The following is a 19,262-nucleotide window of genomic DNA, read 5'->3' on the forward strand; positions in this document are numbered from 1 at the left end:
ATGCTGAAGAAGTCCTCAATGAAAGCCCTTCCCTCTGGTACCTAACCGGATTCCTCGTTCCCTATGAAGCCACCCCCAGCCAGCGCAGTGACGACACCGCCGATGATGACTTAGATTTACAAGATCGTCCGAGTAATGGTGATGATGACACCTCGCCAGAAGCCGCTTCCGCCCGCCGCGCTTATTTCCCCTCCTCAATGGGTTTGAACTTCTTCGTCACACCCGATACCCAAACCATCACCGCGATCGTTAATTGGGGGGAATATACAACCACCAAGCCACCCGCAGCCGAAAAAGACACCACGCCCCAAACTTGGCAGCGTCAACCGCGTCAAGTCTCGATCGAGATTCCCATTCCTACCACCCAAAAAGTCCACAAGCAGCTAGTTACCCCAGATGGATTGGAACTAACGATCGCCGCCCGTCCCGTATCAAATGCCACCGGATTACCTCCTGGTACTCAATCGGTATCCCTATTCCTCGTCAATAATCGTCCGCCCTGCGAAGAGAAAGATCTGGGCTATATTTTTCAAGCACAACTCACCGTCACCAGTGCAATTCCCTTAGTTCCCCGCCCCAATCCCAGAGGACAAAGTGGTAACGACTTAGATGAAGCCATCGCCGATCTCCAATACCGCGATGAGCGTGAATACACTGTCGGGCATAACGTTTCAGTCGTCGCCCATCTGAATTCAGATCGCACCTGTAACCTGATTAGTACAGCCTGGATGCCCACCGCTGAAGTAGAAAAGGTAATTCCAGGCGATGTCCCCGCTGTAGAGTTGGAGATGGAAACGATCGCGGCGGCTGAAGATGCCCGATCGATTCAGGATATGCTCGGTGGAATCGTCACCACTTACAGTAGTTGGATTATTACCCAACAAGCACAGATTCCCACCTTGGATCGATCGGGACGCATCGTTACAGCCAAAAAACTGCTCCAAGATGCCGAGCGGGTAAATCGTCGGATTGCCGCAGGTTTAGAGAGTTTGAATGACCCCCAAGTGTTTGCTGCGTTCAAATTAGCCAATCGCTCGATCGCCACCGCAATTCGCCAACGTTTGAGCCATAACAGCGAAAAATTACCCGTTGATTTCGCTCGTCCTAAATGGCGACCTTTCCAACTAGCATTCATTCTGATGAACATGGTGGGAATTGCCGATTCCAGCCATAGCGATCGCGAAATTGTCGATCTGCTCTTCTTCCCCACAGGCGGTGGTAAAACCGAAGCCTATCTCGGTTTAGCCGCTTTTACCCTCGTCCTGCGTCGCCTTCAAAATCCTGGTATTCAGGGGGGTGCCGGATTGAGTGTCTTAATGCGCTACACCCTCCGACTGCTGACCCTCGACCAATTAGGACGGGCGGCGACCCTGATCTGCGCTCTGGAATTAGAACGCCAACAAGACCCCCAAATGTTAGGCGATTATCCCTTTGAAATCGGCTTATGGGTAGGGATGGCGGCAACACCCAATCGGATGGGGAAAAAAGGCGATAACGACGCTAATTCTGCCCGCGCTCGGACTATTGCCTTCCAAAACGATACCAAAGGCAAACCCTCACCCATCCCCCTTGAAAACTGCCCTTGGTGTGGGAAAAGATTCTTGAAAGATTCGTTCCAATTATTGCCCAACAACGATACCCCCAGAGAATTGCGGGTCAGTTGTCTCAGCCGTAAATGTAAATTCCGTGCCACTAATCCCCTACCGTTAATTGCGATCGACGATACCATCTACCGCCGTCTCCCTTGCTTTCTGATTGCCACCGTCGATAAGTTTGCCAATCTGCCGTGGATCGGTCAAACCGCCGGACTATTTGGTAAAGTAACTCATCATTGTCCCAAAGATGGCTTTTCCGGCGCGGCGGATACAGCTAAACCTGGTAAGAAATTACCCCAAGGATCTCTGTTACCCCCAGATCTAATCATTCAAGACGAACTACACCTCATCTCTGGCCCCTTGGGAACGATGGCTGGACTATATGAAACGGCGATCGATGCCCTCTGTACCTATGAAAAGGATGGCAAACCAATTCGCCCCAAAATCATCGCTTCTACAGCCACTGTAAGGCGTGCCAGCCGTCAAATTCGAGCCTTATTCGGACGGACAGAAGTAGATATTTTCCCACCGCCTGGGATCGATCGGCGCGACTCTTTTTTTGCCAAGACTGTCACCGCTGACGAACGCCATCCCCGCATTTATCTCGGTATTGCCGCTCAGGGGCGCAGTCTCAAGGTTGCCTTATTACGCTCCTATATGGCTCTACTCGGAGCCGGACAAAAAGAATGGGAATTAGCTGGTGGTAAGAAAAACCTCCCCAATCCCGCCGATCCTTACATGACCCTACTCGGTTACTTTAACTCCCTACGAGAACTAGGTGGCAGTCGGCGGATTGTCGAAGATGAAGTGAATACACGATTGAAAAGTTATGCTTCTCGCCGCCGCGTCAATGAAGTAACGGGTTCTTTTGTCGATCGCGAAATCGATAACGACCCCTGCGAACTAACCTCTCGTGTCAGCACCAATAAAGTGGCAGATACTAAACGGCGACTGGATTTAACCTTCGACAATAAAGACCGAGTAGATGTTGCTTTAGCGACAAATATGATTTCTGTCGGTCTAGATATCACCCGCTTGGGTTTGATGGTGGTGTTAGGACAACCAAAAACTGCGGCGGAGTATATTCAAGCCACCAGCCGCGTCGGGCGGGATGAGAACCGCCCTGGACTGGTAATTACCCTCCTCAATATTCACCGTCCCCGCGATCGATCTCAATACGAACATTTCACAGCTTGGCACACCTCTTTCTACCGCGCTGTCGAAGCTACCAGCGTTACCCCCTTCTCCCCCAGAGCGATCGATCGGGGTTTGGCGGCGGTAACGGTTGCTCTAGCTAGACTGGGACATGGGGAACTCACCGCCCCATTAAATGCGGCTAATATTACCAATTGTCGCCAGCATTTAGAATTTGCGATCGATACCATCTCTAAACGGGCTGAAGGTCACGATTCGGAGCTAGATGATAAATCAGCCGACAGGCTGCGCCAGAAGCTGCGCGGTAAGGTTCTAGACTTGCTGGATGATTGGGAAAAGATCGCGGGTAAAGGCTTACTTCAATATCAAGAAGAAGCCGGAAAAGCCCCGCCCTTATTACGGAATTTCCTCGATCCGGCACTCAAGAAACTTGGCGCAGATAATCCCGCTCACAAATTTAGAGCGCAGCGCAGTCTCCGCGATGTCGAACCAGTAGTTGAATTGTGGGTCATCAATCCAGATAATGTCGAAATCGATGGAGAAGAGTCATGAGTAAGTCTAAAAAAGCTGCCGGAGAAGTCCGTCAAAGTCAGGTTTTATCCACATTCGGGCCAGGATCGATGGTCGATTTGCCCAATTATGCCGTATTGATTGGCGGGCTAAATCACTGGCAAGGATACAAAAATCAGCCGATTTATGAAGATCGTTTAGCCAGTCGGCTTGCCGAAATTTTGGGGGTTAATCGAGTCGGTATGTACGCTCCCCCCGCCCAAGAAACAGAACCTAATGCCCCCCGCACTGGCGTGAAAGCCTTTGTCTTTCCGACCTGGTTTGTCGCTCAAAAATCTGAAATCTACCGATTCCAAGGGCGTGAATATCAAAGCCGTGCCTTACTGCCTTACTCTAGGCTGGTAAATGGTTCTTATCTCAATGACTTAAAGAAGAAAGTTTCCGTCGTCCCGATTCGCTTCGTCCAAGCCTGTCCGAACGGACATATTAGCGATATTGATTGGTATAAATTTGTCAATAAGGATTGTCGCAGCAATTGTCCCGCGCAACTCTATTTAGATGAAGGTGGTACGGGAAATAATTTTGCTGATATTTTCGTGCGGTGCGAACAGTGCAAAAAACGCCGCCCATTAGGTGATGCGATTTATTCTCCCGATAATATCTTGGGTTTCTGTCAGGGCAATCGCCCCTGGTTGGGTCATAATGCTGGCGAAAATTGTTTGGTGGGCGGTACGGGCACCGATACCGAACCGCCCAAACGAGAACGCAATCGATTATTAGTGCGTTCGGCGAGTAATGCTTACTTTGCCCAAACCCTAAGCGTCATCTCGATTCCCGACTCCGATCGAAAATTAAAAGCAGCAGTCGATCGAGTATACGAGGACTATCTCCAATATGCCGAAGATGACAACGACATTCGCAAAGAACGCAAAAAGGAGCGAGTTGCAGAAGCGATCTCAGCCTTTACCGACATACAAATTTGGCAAGAAGTCGAACGCCGTCAATCAGGAGCCAAGCCGCAGGAGAAAGGAATCAAACAGGTCGAGCTAGAAGCCTTTTTGGCGAGTGAAGATGCCGTAGGTGAGGATATTCCCGATGGCGATTTCTATGCCTGCAATCGCCAATTATCGGGCTTACCTGAAGCTTTAGATGCGCGGATCGATCGAATCGTCCTCGTCCATCGGCTGCGGGAAGTCATCGCTCAAGTCGGTTTCACTCGGTTTGAACCCGAACTCCCAGATATCGATGGGGATCTGTCTTTAGGGGTGCGGCGGGCAGCTTTATCCCTGGAAAATAATTGGCTGCCAGCGATCGAGAATCGCGGGGAAGGTGTGCTGATCTCTTTCAAAGCTGCGGCAGTTCAGGATTGGTTAACCAGAGCGGCGACGATCGCTAGAGGAAAGGAACTAGTAGCTGGTTTCCAGCAGTGGCTTCAACGCAAAGGGTTAAACCCAGATGAGGTTAAATTCCCTGGCTTGCCCTATATCATGCTCCATTCCCTTTCTCATCTCTTAACTACATCCATATCGCTAGAGTGCGGCTATGCCGCCAGTTCGATTCGAGAGCGGATCTATGCTGGAGATTATGGTTATGGCATCCTCCTTTATACGGGTTCATCCAGCTCTGAAGGGACGTTGGGCGGTTTAGTTCAAATTGGCGATCGAATCGAGCATCATTTAGCATCAGCTTTAGAGTATGGCAAACTCTGTTCAAACGATCCGGTGTGTTCTCAACATAAACCAGAGAACGCCCAAGTCGAGAGATTTTTACATGGTTCGGCTTGTCATAGTTGCTTACTGATTGCCGAACCTTCTTGCGAACGGCGGAATGAGTTTCTCGATCGAGATTTAGTCGTTAACACGCTCAATTCATCCGGTGCGGCATTTTTTCCAGATCGCTTGGATGAGAGCTAGATGTCCATTTTCCACCAACTCAGCCGCCCCACCCTCCTGCACCTCGCCACCGCACTTCAAACCGGACGCTTGCAACTACCTGTCGATGCGATCGAGTTAGCTGATTATATTCCCGCCAATCTGCAACCGCTGGTGGGGGCAGAATTCGAGCATCTCCAAAGTCTGGAAATGACCAGTCAACAAGTCGCCTATCTACTGCGACTACTCGCCCAAGAACGCCAATTGCAGCAAGCGCAAAGCGATCGAGTCGATCTAGTCTGGACTGGCGCAGAAGTGGCAAATAATGAGAGTCGGGATACCAAAATCGTCGTGCGGGAGTTGTTCAAATTAGCTAAACACCATGTAACTATCTCTAGCTACGCCCTCGACCGTGGAGCCAAAAGCCACGAACTATTTGCGCCTCTCGCCCACCAGATGGATGAACAGCCCAGCCTTAAAGTTCGACTCTTTGTTAACATCCAGCGTCCCTATCGCAATCTCGATCCAGAAGCTGCAATTCTTTCCCAGTTTGCCCTCAATTTTCGCCAACACATCTGGCAGGGGCGCAGATTGCCAGAGTTATTCTACGATCCTCGCGCCCTAGCTACTGGATTAGAGACAAGAGCCTGTCTCCATGCTAAATGTGTAATCGTTGACGATCTACATCTATTTGTTACATCTGCCAATTTTACCGAGGCGGCTCACGAACGAAATATTGAGGCGGGAGTATTACTGACAAACGAGATCGCTGCTAAATCGATGCGATCTCAATTGGAACAGCTCGTTCGCAAGGGAATTTTAAAACAACTGATGGGCTTGTAGATAAAATGTTGACACTTTGCCGCCCCGAACTCAAGTTCGATATTAAGATCTAGCGATCGAATCTTTTGCATTTTTTTGTTTATTCCTGACATAGACTACTGTGCCCTGACGCTGAATTTCAAATAAATCGATCGCCTTAAACAAGCTATATAACTTCGTGTAGCCATAGTTACGCGAGTCAAAGGATGCTTGATTGGTAATGTGTCCGCCGACATCTGCTAAATTCGACCAGTCATCATCATCCGCAGTGTTAGAAACAGCACCTCTCAATAGACTGATTAACTTGGTATCTTGCTTCAACTCTTGGCTAGTCTTTTTAAGATTGGTAGAAACCTTAATATTCTCGCCACTATTGAGATCGACATCGATTGCTCGATCGATCGTCTCTAAATATAGGAATGTGGAGCAGGCGCGAACGAAAGGTAATGGCGTTTTTGTTTCTCCAAACCCATAAACTTTCAGCCCATTAGTCAAAATCCGCATTACTAGCGGCGTAAAATCACTATCGCTCGATACTATGGCAAAAGCATCTAAGTGTTGTGTGTACAGTAGATCCATTGCATCGATAATCATTGCGGCATCGGTCGCATTTTTCCCTTTTGTATAGTCAAATTGTTGAACTGGTCGGATCGCATACTCATGTAAACACTCTTCCCAAGACTTGATATTTTGACTCTTCCAATTTCCGTAAGCTCTCCTAACGTTGGCAACTCCATACTTCGCAATCTCAGATAGAATTGCTTCAATTTTGGATGCAGGTGCATTATCCGCATCAATGAGGAGTGCAATTTTTGATTCTGACTGCTGCATATTTTTTGGAGGTACCTAGCTATTCTCGTACTGAAATAATACCCAATACCCTTTCAATATGCCCCAATCCACACCCCAATCGAGCATTATCGGGGCAGAGCTGAAATAGGGATACCAAATGAAAAGACCCCCCTTCTGACCTTCCTGGTATTGATTGTCAGACAGGGGGGTCTTTGATTGGCTGTTCTTTCATACAGACATTTGGGTGCGTTGGACTAATCTAGCCAGATGGAATGCCCATAGATTTATTTCCAGAGGTTATTTTTTAAGAAACGATTACCTACAGCGAGCGCGGCTACGCCAACGCCCGCAACCGTCTCTCTAGATTAATATCCTGAAACCTACGTTTTTGGTTTGGGCTTGGGCTTAATTATCTTTTTTGAACTTAGCTTGACAGATTTACTAGCTTGAGCAGTACTCGCACATTTTGTCGATTGATTTGCTTTAAATTTTGGCAAGTACGAATCACGATACTTATTTTTCGCCATTTCTTGTGATTCAAGTTTTGTCCATCGACGATCTCTGACAGGTAAGGTTGTTGAAGGATTAAACTTATGTTTAATTGTACGATCGCCAGTTAATGCCTCAATTAACATTGCAACTAAGTAACAACATTCATCAGGCTGTGTTACTACTTGTTTTTCGGAAAACCGGATTGTAATCCAGTTACCAGCAGCAAAGAACCGATCGCGTATTTCGTCTTTATCATCATCGATACAATGGTGTGGATTGCCAGTATTACCTACATAAGGTTCGTCAATTTCAAGATCGAAGCTCAATCCACAAGGTAATTGAAGGCAGAAATCAGCACTATATGGCTTGTGAAAGTTTGGAATATTGAAACTATAGCTAGGTCTGAGAATTGGCTCGAAGTATTTAATTAGGTATTTATTAAATTCTGGTTCTGATGTTCCAACTTGTGCTGTGGAAATTCCATCATGTTTTAGAACCTTGTCAGATAGTATTTGTTGCCAATTTGGAATTTGGAATTCTTGTGAGATAATTGTTTGTTTGGTTGCAACACGACCATCTTGAAGCGATTTTTTAATTGACTGTCGATTGAGTTTGCGATAATAAGCTGCTTTTTCTTTTTTAACTAGACGGCTATACCAAATAAATGAGCTAATGCAAGCTATTGTCATTGCTATCGCAATTCCATTATGTTGATATACGTTAAAAAATCTTGCAATTAGGATTAATAAGGAAACAATACTAAGGACACTAGATATCGAAATTAAATTAGAAGGTACGAATTTTTCTGTTACGATTGAATTTAGTTGAACTCGATCGAGAGTACCTTCAGTAGGAATCCTTTGCCTTACTTCAACCAACTTGGGGAAATTTTGTTCGATTGTTTTTGGGAATAAGACACAAGGGTAAACGTCAGGGTTTTGCGGAACTTGAGTTATTGAAGTAAAATTGGACATAGTTGAAGTAAATACTATGAGGTATACATGGCGAAACCATCAGATTTTTGGCCAAATTTCAAGAAACAATGGTACGACGAGGAAACTGGTGAGTTGCAAGAGCCACATCGAACACAACTGATCGGACAGGGTGTAACCTTATTGCAGATTACCCAGATGGAAGATGAAGTTCGAGCGGAAATTGCCCAATTCGATCGATTAGATCGCGAGAATCCAGCAATAGACGGCGAAACTTATAACGATCGACGACTACGATTGCGGGCGCAGAATGGTAAAATACCTTTAGCACAAAGAATAGCACTCGAAGCTGGAAATTTCGATCCTGACAAAAATTATTAGATTTGACGATCGCTAACGATTGACTATTTAATCTGGGTTTATCCTAAAATAAGTGGCGCAGCGTTGGCACTGATATGTCCTATCCCAATTTCTTTTTTCACTAGGGTATTTTATCGCACTAGCGATTGCAGCTCGTACAGAGACTAGCAATACAATCCCACGTAGAATATTTGTCAATATGTGTCCAGAGCCATTAGGCATTAGGGGATTGGATATCAAGAATTTGGGTACTGGGATATGTGTTATCTGAAAAAACATACCTAATGTAACAGCTAATGTAAATATTATAAATGGAGAAATAAGCCAGATAAATCCACAAATTAACGTCCAGCCACATCCGATCGTTAATGGACGTGTTGGAGGGCTGGCACTTTGAGATGCCATTGTCGAGTTATTAGTACAAGCATCGATCCCAATAACAGATTCTGATATCGTTCCTCTAATGTTTCCTTGCTCATAAATTAACGATAATTTTCTACAATCTTCAGATTTACATTCAGGGCAATTATACATATTTTATTTTTCTTATATGTGCTGACAGTATAAAATTCAATAAAATGTAGATTATTTGAATCAAACGATTTACATTGATAATCTATCCTCATCTTGTAACCGTTCGTCTTCTTCTTGAATCGTGGTTAATTCAACATTCAAGGAAGCTAAGCTTAATGGCTTGGAGATTTGCAAATTTACTTCTGACAATGTAGATACGATGTCTTCTTGTAATTGTGAGTTTGAAGTGGTTTCGATCGATCCTCGTCTGCGACCTCCCGTTTGCTGTTGTGGAGTAATTTTATTTAATCGTTCGAGTAACTGTACGTCTCGCAGATCGATGTCGGGAAATCCACTAGGCTCCCAATCATTTCCAACTCTAGTTGCATTTAGCATTAGCTTGTTCGGACGAATACGATACACACTTAAAGTATTCCCATCACACTTAATTTTGATACGACCGTTCTCGAATTTTGTTTTCCCATCCAACTTCATTCGAGCTAATTCGGTTAGACGATCGAAGATCGATCGGTCTGCGAGGTTTAGCTTAACAGGGCGATCTCGAATGCGGAGGTTGGCTTCTTCCATCAGTTCTAAGTCTTGACGATCTGGAGTTAACTTGCCCCTCACTTTTTGCCAACTCGCACCAAGATCGCTACCTTTATACGCTTTTCCAGCACGAACAAAAGTTATACCACGTACCACATTTTTGGATGTGAGGTTAAATCTGACATCAACCGTATTTTTTGCTAGGCTGTCGAGCCAGCGTTTTAGGTCGATATTGGGCTGTAACGAGTCTTCTACGATTTTGACGATTTCTAAGTCTGATTTTGCAATTTTCGTCTCTTGCTGCCGAATTTTAGCTCGTTTGACATCCCAGGAAGATTCGATCTGGCGCAGCCCGAATTCGGCTTCAACTTTACGTAGAGCATTCTGAATCTTGTACATATCCCACTGTGGATGGACGTGCTTGCCAAAGACATCTACCCCGTTGGCAACAATGTGTAAATGATCGTGGTCGTGAGCTTCGTCGTGTCCAGGGTCGTCCCGATGATGGTCGATGGCAATATATTGACATTCCTTGTATCCTAATGCTTCTAGAACGCGCAAGGCAATCGCCTCTTTGATAACATCGTCTACTTGCTTATCTTCTGGTGCAAAGGCAATTGAGAAATGTCTGACTGGTTTACTCACGCGCCGATTGAGGTTGCTGACTCTGCGGAATTCGATCGCCATGTCGCTCTGGGTTTTACTTTCCAAGCAACTGCTGATAATTCGCGGTCGCTTGTCGGGGTCGAGTAAATAACCCAGGACTCCCCCAAACCCATTGCCTTTGCTAATCTTTCCAATCATTAGCTTTTGGCTCCAAGCTTTTGGATTCTCTTGGCAATTAACTGGTTAGCCGCAGCAATTTCTTGTAGGGCTTTGCTGTCAATTTCGATCGCTCGTCCCTCCTGATTTGCTAAATTCACACCTCTGGCAATTTGATTGAGGTTATTCCCTTGGGCGATATATTCTCTTCTGATTAGCGTGAGTTCGGCATATTCGTCTTGACTCAACCGTTCTTGTTTGAGTCGTCTGAGCGTTCGATCGTTTATCGTGCCACGAAAAAGCAGATATTCAGAGCGGTTCATATTGACAGCTCTACACTCCGCTTCGATGATCTCCAATTGCTCGTTACTGACACGGAGACTGATGTGATTGGTTTTTTGTGAGGGCTTAGCGTCATTTCTAGATATATTGATACTCATTATTCACTTCTTATTTCTCTCAAGGGTATCGGCTACAATAGTTACAAAATAATAAGTTGTAATTTACATTTTTATTACACATTTTTACTTTGCATAATACACAAATGCACCCAACTAGGGGGGTTCTAGGGGTACTCCCCTAGCCAGCCCTTACCGTCTGAAATCGCCAGATTTCAGATGTGCGTAGCACATAGGTATGGCTGGCTCCCCCTCAAACTTACCACATTCGACAAAGCCAGTAAATTGCGAAAATTAGGGAAATTTTTGACGATTTGGGAACGAGAAATTCGGGAGTTAATAACAAGATCTATGAGTGCGCTCCAGTATCACTGGAACTATACTGGGGTAAAACTGGAGTAAGACTGGAACGGATTGTAAGTATTTTTGGAAAATATGGGGCGTTTTCTCAGCAAAAATTACTAATAATGAGCATAGCGATCGTATTTCCCAAATAAAGAGGATATATTTGGTAGTGGATGAGAAGTTATAAAATTTTCATGGGTAAAACGCCTGACTTATTCCGAATTAATTTTGTATCGGGGAAACCATTAGAGGTACTACTGGCTAAATTCCTTAAAAGTAGTGAAGGAACGGGCAAGGAAAATGTCATGGCGGCACTATCAGCTTTTTATTACTCGATCGCATTATCCCAAGAAGCTGATGCGTGTCCGAGTCGTATTCAATTAGCAGCCATCCAAGATCTTGCCAAACTGCGAAATCAGATCGATTACATCATTAATTACCATCGAATTACGAATGGCATCGAATTAACCGATCGTTTTGAAGTTCCTGCGACAGAGAAAATCGGATCGACAGTCGGACATCCTCTTAAGCCAATAGCGATCGATCCGATAATCGGAGATTCGATTGAGACACTTGTGGCAGATCTACCAGTAATCGTTGGCGTTGGCGTAGCCTCTGCCTTCGCAGAAGCCTCTCCCTTAGAGAATCGGCTCTCAGGAGAAGATGAGATTTATGACTATACTATTTTTGATGAGTAATCGCTGTGGCTAGACCCAAACGGCAAAGAATAAAGCTGGCAATTGACTTTGGTGGGAGTTCGACCAAGGCAATTACGGAGATCGACGATCGTTCGGTCGCAATAGTGATGTCGCCAGAAGTAATTGAAATTGGGACGCTCGATCTCGACAACTATCGTCACCAGCACGACTTAGATTTGTGGCATCGCTCTTTTGTCGGGGTGAAAGATCGGTATTTTGCTATTGGGGAATTAGCCGTAAGATTAGGAGCCACCCAAGCTCTCAAACGCCTCAAATCTGAAACTGTAGTTTATAAGTTACTCGCAATCGTCTCAGTTTCGGCACAAAGATTAGATCTGGGTAGTAGCTTCGATTTGGAACTGGGCTGTTTGTTACCACCTGGAGAGTTTTCCGAGCGGGAACGATTGCACACAAAGCTATTGGAAGCTTTGGCTGATTTTGATACTCCGCTGGGTCGGTTCTCGATTCGCTTGATTGAGGCTCAGTATCACCCTGAAGGGATGGGAGTCGCCCATTTGTATCACATCAATCGTCCGCACGTCACGGGTAAAGTCGGCACGATTATGGCTGGACATCGAAACATTAGTTGTTATGTCATGCAGGGCAAGCAACCTGTCAAAAAAGCGACATCGGACTTAGGGTTCCAGTCGTGGATCGAACTAATTATCGATCGTACTTCTGGTTATGAATTTGGGACGCTAAGTGTCGCTGTAGCTAGGTATTGGATCGGTAATGACAGAATTGCATTAGGGGAAATTCTCCGGCATCGCGATGCGGTGGAGCGAGAGTTTGAATTAGAGCATTTAGTCAAGGTAATTAAATCGACTCAAATTACTTACTGGAGGTCGATTAATGATTGGCTAGATGATAAGTTTCCTCCCGTTGAGGAAGTGATGTTGTCTGGGGGCGTAGCAGATGTTCTCAAGGCAGACTTTATTGCCTATTTAAAGGATCGGTTGCCGATTCGCGCCGATTGTGGCAATCGGCAGGGAATTTTCAACGAGCGGGCATTCAAACAGATTCCCGACTTGGCAGTTCCCGACGGATATCAATCACGATTTGCTGACGTTTATTGTTTATCGCAATATCTGATGACCAAATCGGTAATTAAAACTAGGAGTTAAAAATGAGTAACGAGACTAGCACGAAGACAGCCAGCAAAGAGGTTGGCAAAGAAGTTAGGAAAAAGGATGCCACCAGCATTATTATCATTGGTGGTGTCAAAGGTGGATTGGGCAAAAGTATCATCGGTGGAGTAGCTGCATTTCAGATGAAAGCCGCGAAGTTACCGTTCGAGTTGGTCGATGCGGATGCCGATACACCGAATGTCGGTCTTACATACGAGAAAGAATTGTACGAGCAGTTCCGCAACGAGCGGTTAGCACAATCCAGCGCGACATTAGTACCAGGAGATAACGATTTGCCACTAGAGCAGGTCGAGCAAATTACTTTTTCTGGGGAGGCTGGTAATTACTTTGCCGCAGATAAAATTATTACAATAGCCGAGCAGAAAAACGTTCTCGTTGTTTTACCCGCATTACCAGCGTGCGATCTTGATCGCTGGCTCGACCAAAACGATATCGTGGGAATGCTAGCCGATCCAGAAAATACGACTGATGCGATCCATTTCTTTGTCACCAACGGTACTCCTGAATCACTTGGGCTATTTAAAGATTCAGTAGAGAGTAGTAAAGGTAAGATTCCCCATGTTTTAGTTTTAAATCATGGTGCGGCTACAAACATTCAGTGGAAATGGTTCGATCGAGATAAACAGATTGCTAAATACTTGGAGCAGTATGGGTTTAAGTCGATTGTTTTTCCTGAAATGATCGTCGATCCGGCGATTAAGAATAAAATTTTCAGCGAATATATCCCCTATGGGGACGTTCTCAAAGCTGATTGGTTGCCAACTCCATCCAAACGGCGGCTGAACAAGTGGTTGCGAGAGGCAACACAGGCATTGGGCAGTACGGGTTATATTCCCTACCACCCCGATTACCTGCCTTAATCTTCGATACGTCATAATTTCAATCCTCAATGTATTACCCCGATCTACAAGCAGCAAAAAGAATATCGCCGCTCGTCTCCCAACAATCGGCAGAGATGGCAAAGCGTAAACCATATCGCTTTGCTAAGCAATATCTAAACTATCAGACATTTTTAGATATAGTCGTGCTGTCACAAATAGCGAGACAATCTCGGATTGAGTTCGATCCGACAACTGTTCTATTTCATTGGCAATGCAGTAATTGGGATGTTGATAATATCCCAATTTATGGCTTGTCAAAAGATACGCTCGAACTATTTCAAGAGAGTAAAATTGACAATAACAAAGACTTTTTTGAGAATCTGCCAGAATCGCAATTAACTAGGTACTGTATTCTATTACCTTCGGGGTCTTACGAAACTTCTGAGGGTCATTATATCGAGATGTTGTGGATCGATAGTATCCGCAATAGCGATTGTGAGCCAAAAGATATCGAGCGGAGGGTCGGGGGCACCACTATTATCGATCGAGTCCAAGGTAACTCACAGCGGATTGTCACATCAGCGATCGATACTAATGACTGTACTTATTGTACGCTGGCAGATTATCCAAAAGTGAGCTTAGAGATTGGGAATATTGATGAAGGTGAGTTTGTTGACGGAGCGTTGAGCATCATCACTAGATTGAGAGATCTCGCTCTTCAAGTCGTGATGGCGATTGAGTTTTTACCTGAAGCTGTCTCTTTAGATTTACCAGCAGCAGGATCGAGTAAAGGATTTGGCAAAAAACCTCCTACTGCAAAGTTTTGGCAGATTCGTAGAGTTGAGATCGAACAGAAGCGTTATATTGTCAGAGAGAAAACCGATGGGAGCGAGTCTGAGAGTGCGAGAAAGTCACCCCGCCCTCATTTTCGGAAATGGCATTGGCGCAGAGTTGCTGTTGGAGCCGAACGTAAAGGACGTGAGTGGCGATTGATTCCCAACACGTATGTTAATCCTGAAAACTAAGTTGTTCTTTGAACTCCATGCTCTAACAATTGACCTAACAGATAAATTTTTAGAAAATGTGCGTTAATTCCTTTACGGCATTCAGGAATGACTTCTGCCGTCCAACCAACCTCATATAACTTGTGGAGTTTGGCGATAATCGTCAGGGTATTATCTGTCAACACATTCCAAGTAGGCATGACGATTGAGGGATTTGCCACCAAGTGCTTTATTAAATCCTCGCAGAAGCTTGCAATCAGTTCATCCTTAATAAACAGTGGACATTTATCGATAGCCAAGTTGTTAGATACTCTGCCCGTGCAAGTTTTCATTCGCTCGGAGATCCAATCCAACGTTTCTGGTGATAACGATTTAAATATTTTTTTGCTTCGTATTTGATAATTATATTTTGTGGCGATATAATAAGCTTCTTCTGGAGTTCGGGCCGGGTGTGGCGGCAAGATTTTTTTGGCTGTTTGAGGAGCTACTTCTATAGATGTATTCTCTTCGGCTGCTTTGACAGTACCTTGCGGTACCTCCGTTTTTTTCTTAGACCGCTCGCTTTTAGATTTTTTCTGGGTAGTTTTATCGATTTCACTTTCTGAAGCGATCTCATCGATTGGCTTGCAGGTCGATTCAGTAATCGCCAGATCTTTGGAGGATGTCTTTTTTGAAGAATTCTTTCTTGCCTTAGTTCGCTCTGTATGTTCGGGCGTAATATCTAAATTAGCTGTAGTTGAGGGAAGCTCTTCAGCTTTGATAATTGTTAAAACACTAGAGTTGCGGGCTGCCATCTGATTTACCTTCTTGTACTGAGTTTGAGCATTGACTAGATCCAATCGGGTCAGTTCAGCAAAGCAATCATTCGATCGAGTAGCAAATTTAACTCTTGCTTAGTCACCACCGCGAGGGATTCGTTTCTGATTGTGTGTAATACGAATTCGCTTTTCTCTTCGATCGTGACATTTAGATCTTCTTCACTGTGAGTTACCAGCTCATTAGCGGTGTCGATTGTCGGTAGATGAGGGTTGAGTTCTAAATTAGCTTTACTACTATCATTGTATTTGAGATCTGCCGCATTGCCCAAGCTGTCTGGTTGAGATTTTTTCGATGGTTTAACCAAAGCTGCTGCTTTTTTAACTTCTCGAATGCTCAAGTCCTCTGAGATCGTTCGCTCTAGCAGCTTTGCTCTGGCTCGGTCATCTTTGACCTTGGCAATTTCGGTGCCTTTAGTATAATCGACCTCACCATTAGAAATTGCGAGTTTAATTTCTGCGGGGATATTTAGTAGCTTGAGGCGATTGCTAGCAAAGGAGGTTAAACTCAAGCTACCTTTAGTAAATTGCTTAATACAGCTTTCGATCGTCTGAGCTGTTTCTTTAAGAATAACGTTATTCTTAGATACTTGACCGCCCAGCTCATTCTTAATTTGACGTATTAACGTAGCGGCGGCTTCGCGATTATCTAAATTTAACTTGCGAGCAATGGTATCTAGAACCGAATTAGTCTCGTCGATGGGGTTGAGATCCGTTCTTTTGATGTTTACCAACGTCACATAATCAGCCGCTACATCGTCGCTAACATCGAGACGACGGTACTTCACCACCATGTTTAGTTTGCAAGCTACACGAGTCCGCCGCTCCCCATCAATTAGTTCGTTGGTATCACGTAGTAACAAAACTGGGGTAATTACCTCTCCTGCGGCGAGAATGCTATCTTCGAGTTCTTGCATCTCAACTGGATCGAAATTCGTGCGCGGTTGCCACCGAGAGGGTACTAACAGATTAGAGTCGATCGTCCCATCAAATGCTTTAGAACTCGAATTAGCCTCAGACTGGAGGCGATTTACTTCACGCTGGAGTTCGGCAAGATCGATTTCATAGTCTTTGATTTTCGATTCCAGTCGCCCAACTTTAAAGTCTTCATCTAAAGCAGCCATTTGATTAGGTTTTGCCATAAATTTTATCGAAAAGTAATTTAGTGAGTCGTTCAAATTCTAAACTAGATTTGTGCCCAGGACGATAAATACCGATCGGTTTTCCGGCTTCGTTGGCATTTTTAACCTCTTTAGAATCGGTAATCGGCTCGAATAGCTCGACTTCAATATAATCACAGCGAGATTTAAAGGCAGCGAGTGCTTGGCGATGGCTGGCAGTATCTTTCTCGTACCCAACAGGAACGATGCCCAATACAGTCGGGCGGGGATTCAAGCGTAAATCTCTACTGATTTTTTCAATCGTGTCAAATAAGCCATTAAGTCCTTGTACGGCTTTACCTTCTGGCACGAGGGGGATTAATAAATGCGTCGCACTGGCAATAGCATTGTCGATAACTAGTCCCAGCGTGGCTGGGCAATCCATGAGGATCGCATCGTATTCGAGCGGGTAATCGACAAATAGATCGGCTAGAACTTGCTCTCTTCGTCGCCGCAAAACGAGTTCTTGTTGAACGCGCTGGAGTTCGTTACAACCTCGGATAATTGAGGTTTGTCTACCTTCTATTTGGACGATGGGGTAATTCCCCTGAAAATTTTCAGCAAATACGTCCACCATCGTGCCAACCTTTTTTGTGCTGGTCAAGCCACAGAATAGGTCTAAGTTGTGCTGGATATCTAAGTCGAGTAATAGTGTAGATTTGCCTAGTTTGTTCAAGTTGTACGCAATATTATGGCATAGAGTTGATTTACCAGCACCACCAGAATTACTGAGAATTGCAATCCTCACTTGCGCTGAGTCTTGAATCTCATTCTTTGTTTCTTCACGAACTATTGATTGGCTCATTTGTATAGATAGAAGACTGTTAACTAATCTGCTGTATCTTGGCTGTTGTCGCAGCCATCGAGCTACTTGAGGATCTAGCGATATTAGTAAGGATTCTTTTTTCTCACTAGAAGGTTTAGGCTTACGACCAGAACCAATTCTACTGCCACCTTTTGTCACAACTGGATAAAATCATTTGAAAAAACTATATATTTTTTTCAAATGATTGTCAAGTTCGGACGAGATCCGCTAAATAACTCATGCCAGCAACAGATCGAGCGAGTTAAGGTAGGGTAATTATTAGATCGATATCTGCAACAACATTCTGATATGTCGCCCCACCCGCATTTAACCTATTTTGATGGAGATCTTGCTGATTTTAGAGATGTGCGCTTATTTTGTATGATTCGTGGCTTTCAAGGAATGTGGCAAGAGCGGATCGAACATCGAAACGGAAAGATCGATGGCACACTAATAATGGTGAAATTAGGCGATCGGCTGTATCGCTATAACAGTCCCCAACCGCTAGATCCAAAGATTTCCCAAGTGCAGTTAGGTTTTGTGATTCGCCATCGCTTAAATGCCTCGCTCAGGTACAGAATTTTAAATTCGATTTCAGGGCTGTATTCAGTTTTAATGGGGAAGAAATTGTGACGATTTTCTCTTTAACGATTGCTAACTGGGAGTTAAACATTGAGTACAGTACTTTAGCTGCCGCTCGATTGAAATTCGATAAAGGAGACTATACTGGGGCAATTTCACTCTACAATCTGGAGATCGAATCAGACGAGCAGAACGCAGAATCAATTTTCGAGCGCGGGAAATGCCATCAATTTCTTGGCAATTACTCTCAGGCAATAGCAGACTATAATCGGTCGCTGTTCATCGATCCCGTTGGCGGAGCCTCTCAGAATGAGAATCGAGCAGAAGTTTATTACATGCTTGGATTGCTACACGATCTGTTCGGTCGCCGCTCGTTAGCAGCGTTCAATTATTGTCGGACGATTACTTTAGATCCCAACCATGCAGAAGCTAGAGTTAGCCTAAGTTTTGCTAATTATAATTTATATGGGGTAGAATCGGTATTAGTGGATCTAAGAGTAGCACTCGATTTATTTCTCAAACAAAAAAATTACTCTAGGGCTAAAGATATGATTGATTCGATTGGGATGTTATCTTCACAGATCGATCTCGTCTTTGACTAAATATGGAGTAGTCTAGAAAATAATATGCCTGTACTTGAAAGAACTGCCGATACAATGTCTACAATAGTAAATGATTAATTATTTTGCTCGATTAAAATATTAGTTAATAACTGAAGTCATGACTGAAATTTTTTCATCATTAAATACAGGTAATATTCAAGTAGTTAAAGATCGAGATGCTAGCTATTTCAATATTTATTCCAAGCGCGAATATTATATCCGAAAAATAGACCCGATCGAAGTAGAGGAAGGACTGACTATGGGGCAAAATGTCAATTCAGATGCTTTTGTCCTCGTCGGTCAAATGGCACCAGGAGTGAGAACTCGGTTGGTATTTACAGATCGGGACAATCCACCGATTGCTGAATTTACGATCCAAAAGTCTCAATTTGCAAATTTAATGCCAACTTCTTTTAACTCTCGGAAACAACACGGTAAGAAGAAGAAGAAAAAATAAGAGAATTACTGCCTAACTTATCTACGAGTTGATTTAATAATTCTTGCAGACTACCAATTTGGCTGCCAAGTATT

19 protein-coding genes are annotated in these 19,262 nt (G+C 44.3%); 12 read left to right on the top strand and 7 right to left on the bottom strand.

Annotation, left to right across the window (positions count from 1 at the left end; genetic code table 11):
* The 3 genes from drmA to drmC all read left to right on the top strand — a co-directional run.
* Positions 1 to 3,302, top strand: a 3,302-nt coding sequence (gene drmA / locus C7B77_RS00205; protein WP_106299305.1) for a DISARM system helicase DrmA, incomplete at its 5' end; no start/stop codon positions are given.
* On the top strand, positions 3,299 to 5,173 hold the full coding sequence (drmB, locus tag C7B77_RS00210; RefSeq protein WP_106299306.1) for a DrmB family protein: 1,875 nt from the start codon (positions 3,299 to 3,301) through the stop codon (positions 5,171 to 5,173). The genes drmA and drmB, both read left to right, overlap by 4 nt.
* Complete coding sequence (gene drmC / locus C7B77_RS00215) at positions 5,174 to 5,974, top strand: DISARM system phospholipase D-like protein DrmC (RefSeq protein ID WP_106299307.1); 801 nt, start codon at positions 5,174 to 5,176, stop codon at positions 5,972 to 5,974.
* Positions 5,975 to 6,016: 42 nt separating this feature from the next.
* Here drmC and C7B77_RS00220 read toward each other — a convergent pair whose 3' ends face one another.
* On the bottom strand, positions 6,017 to 6,784 hold the full coding sequence (locus tag C7B77_RS00220; RefSeq protein WP_106299308.1) for an NYN domain-containing protein: 768 nt from the start codon (positions 6,782 to 6,784) through the stop codon (positions 6,017 to 6,019).
* Positions 6,785 to 7,125: 341 nt separating this feature from the next.
* Positions 7,126 to 8,211 (bottom strand): hypothetical protein, encoded by a 1,086-nt coding sequence (locus C7B77_RS00225; protein WP_146138118.1) that lies wholly within the window; start codon positions 8,209 to 8,211, stop codon positions 7,126 to 7,128.
* Positions 8,212 to 8,238: 27 nt separating this feature from the next.
* Here C7B77_RS00225 and C7B77_RS00230 point away from each other — a divergent pair, with 27 nt between their 5' ends.
* Positions 8,239 to 8,550 carry a hypothetical protein gene (locus tag C7B77_RS00230; RefSeq protein ID WP_106299310.1) on the top strand — a complete coding sequence of 104 codons (312 nt, stop codon included), beginning with the start codon at positions 8,239 to 8,241 and terminating at the stop codon, positions 8,548 to 8,550.
* A gap of 582 nt (positions 8,551 to 9,132) precedes the next feature.
* Here C7B77_RS00230 and C7B77_RS00235 read toward each other — a convergent pair.
* Both C7B77_RS00235 and C7B77_RS00240 read right to left on the bottom strand, forming a co-directional pair.
* Positions 9,133 to 10,395 (bottom strand): relaxase/mobilization nuclease domain-containing protein, encoded by a 1,263-nt coding sequence (locus tag C7B77_RS00235; RefSeq protein WP_106299311.1) that lies wholly within the window; start codon positions 10,393 to 10,395, stop codon positions 9,133 to 9,135.
* Positions 10,395 to 10,793: a plasmid mobilization protein gene (locus C7B77_RS00240; RefSeq protein WP_106299312.1), complete on the bottom strand. Its 399-nt coding sequence runs from the start codon at positions 10,791 to 10,793 to the stop codon at positions 10,395 to 10,397. The genes C7B77_RS00235 and C7B77_RS00240 overlap by 1 nt, the downstream gene beginning before the upstream one ends.
* A 177-nt stretch (positions 10,794 to 10,970) precedes the next feature.
* On the opposite strand from C7B77_RS00240, the gene C7B77_RS00245 reads away from it, so the two are divergent.
* The 5 genes from C7B77_RS00245 to C7B77_RS00265 all read left to right on the top strand — a co-directional run bounded on the left by C7B77_RS00245 (position 10,971) and on the right by C7B77_RS00265 (position 14,788).
* Positions 10,971 to 11,153 carry a hypothetical protein gene (locus tag C7B77_RS00245; protein WP_106299313.1) on the top strand — a complete coding sequence of 61 codons (183 nt, stop codon included), beginning with the start codon at positions 10,971 to 10,973 and terminating at the stop codon, positions 11,151 to 11,153.
* Positions 11,154 to 11,269: 116 nt separating this feature from the next.
* Positions 11,270 to 11,794, top strand: coding sequence for a hypothetical protein (locus C7B77_RS00250; protein WP_146138120.1), 525 nt, complete (start codon positions 11,270 to 11,272; stop codon positions 11,792 to 11,794).
* Between the two features lie 5 nt (positions 11,795 to 11,799).
* Positions 11,800 to 12,918, top strand: coding sequence for a ParM/StbA family protein (locus C7B77_RS00255; RefSeq protein ID WP_146138121.1), 1,119 nt, complete (start codon positions 11,800 to 11,802; stop codon positions 12,916 to 12,918).
* A gap of 2 nt (positions 12,919 to 12,920) precedes the next feature.
* The gene (locus tag C7B77_RS00260) at positions 12,921 to 13,802 is read left to right on the top strand and encodes a cobalamin biosynthesis protein CobQ (RefSeq protein ID WP_106299316.1); all 882 of its coding nucleotides are present in this window, start codon (positions 12,921 to 12,923) and stop codon (positions 13,800 to 13,802) included.
* Between the two features lie 29 nt (positions 13,803 to 13,831).
* Positions 13,832 to 14,788 carry an AcrVA2 family anti-CRISPR protein gene (locus tag C7B77_RS00265; protein ID WP_106299317.1) on the top strand — a complete coding sequence of 319 codons (957 nt, stop codon included), beginning with the start codon at positions 13,832 to 13,834 and terminating at the stop codon, positions 14,786 to 14,788.
* Here the strand turns inward: C7B77_RS00265 and C7B77_RS00270 are convergent.
* Genes C7B77_RS00270 through C7B77_RS00280 form a run of 3 tightly spaced genes read right to left on the bottom strand, consistent with a single transcriptional unit; the run spans position 14,785 to position 17,547 of the window.
* Complete coding sequence (locus C7B77_RS00270; RefSeq protein ID WP_146138122.1) at positions 14,785 to 15,561, bottom strand: hypothetical protein; 777 nt, start codon at positions 15,559 to 15,561, stop codon at positions 14,785 to 14,787. The two genes, C7B77_RS00265 and C7B77_RS00270, sit on opposite strands and share 4 nt — an antisense overlap.
* A 50-nt stretch (positions 15,562 to 15,611) precedes the next feature.
* Positions 15,612 to 16,724 (bottom strand): ParB/RepB/Spo0J family partition protein, encoded by a 1,113-nt coding sequence (locus C7B77_RS00275; RefSeq protein ID WP_106299319.1) that lies wholly within the window; start codon positions 16,722 to 16,724, stop codon positions 15,612 to 15,614.
* The gene (locus tag C7B77_RS00280; RefSeq protein ID WP_106299320.1) at positions 16,711 to 17,547 is read right to left on the bottom strand and encodes a ParA family protein; all 837 of its coding nucleotides are present in this window, start codon (positions 17,545 to 17,547) and stop codon (positions 16,711 to 16,713) included. The genes C7B77_RS00275 and C7B77_RS00280 overlap by 14 nt, the downstream gene beginning before the upstream one ends.
* A gap of 309 nt (positions 17,548 to 17,856) precedes the next feature.
* Here C7B77_RS00280 and C7B77_RS00285 point away from each other — a divergent pair, with 309 nt between their 5' ends.
* The 3 genes from C7B77_RS00285 to C7B77_RS00295 all read left to right on the top strand — a co-directional run bounded on the left by C7B77_RS00285 (position 17,857) and on the right by C7B77_RS00295 (position 19,188).
* Positions 17,857 to 18,180 carry a hypothetical protein gene (locus tag C7B77_RS00285; RefSeq protein ID WP_106299321.1) on the top strand — a complete coding sequence of 108 codons (324 nt, stop codon included), beginning with the start codon at positions 17,857 to 17,859 and terminating at the stop codon, positions 18,178 to 18,180.
* Positions 18,177 to 18,731, top strand: a complete 555-nt coding sequence (locus C7B77_RS00290; RefSeq protein WP_106299322.1) for a tetratricopeptide repeat protein — start codon at positions 18,177 to 18,179, stop codon at positions 18,729 to 18,731. Before C7B77_RS00285 ends, C7B77_RS00290 begins: the two co-directional genes overlap by 4 nt.
* Positions 18,732 to 18,849: 118 nt before the next feature.
* Entirely contained in the window at positions 18,850 to 19,188 is a 339-nt protein-coding gene (locus C7B77_RS00295) for a hypothetical protein (protein WP_106299323.1), read from the top strand.
* Positions 19,189 to 19,262 lie beyond the last annotated feature (74 nt).

It is taken from the genome of Chamaesiphon polymorphus CCALA 037 (assembly GCF_003003845.1).
GTDB lineage: Bacteria > Cyanobacteriota > Cyanobacteriia > Cyanobacteriales > Chamaesiphonaceae > Chamaesiphon > Chamaesiphon polymorphus.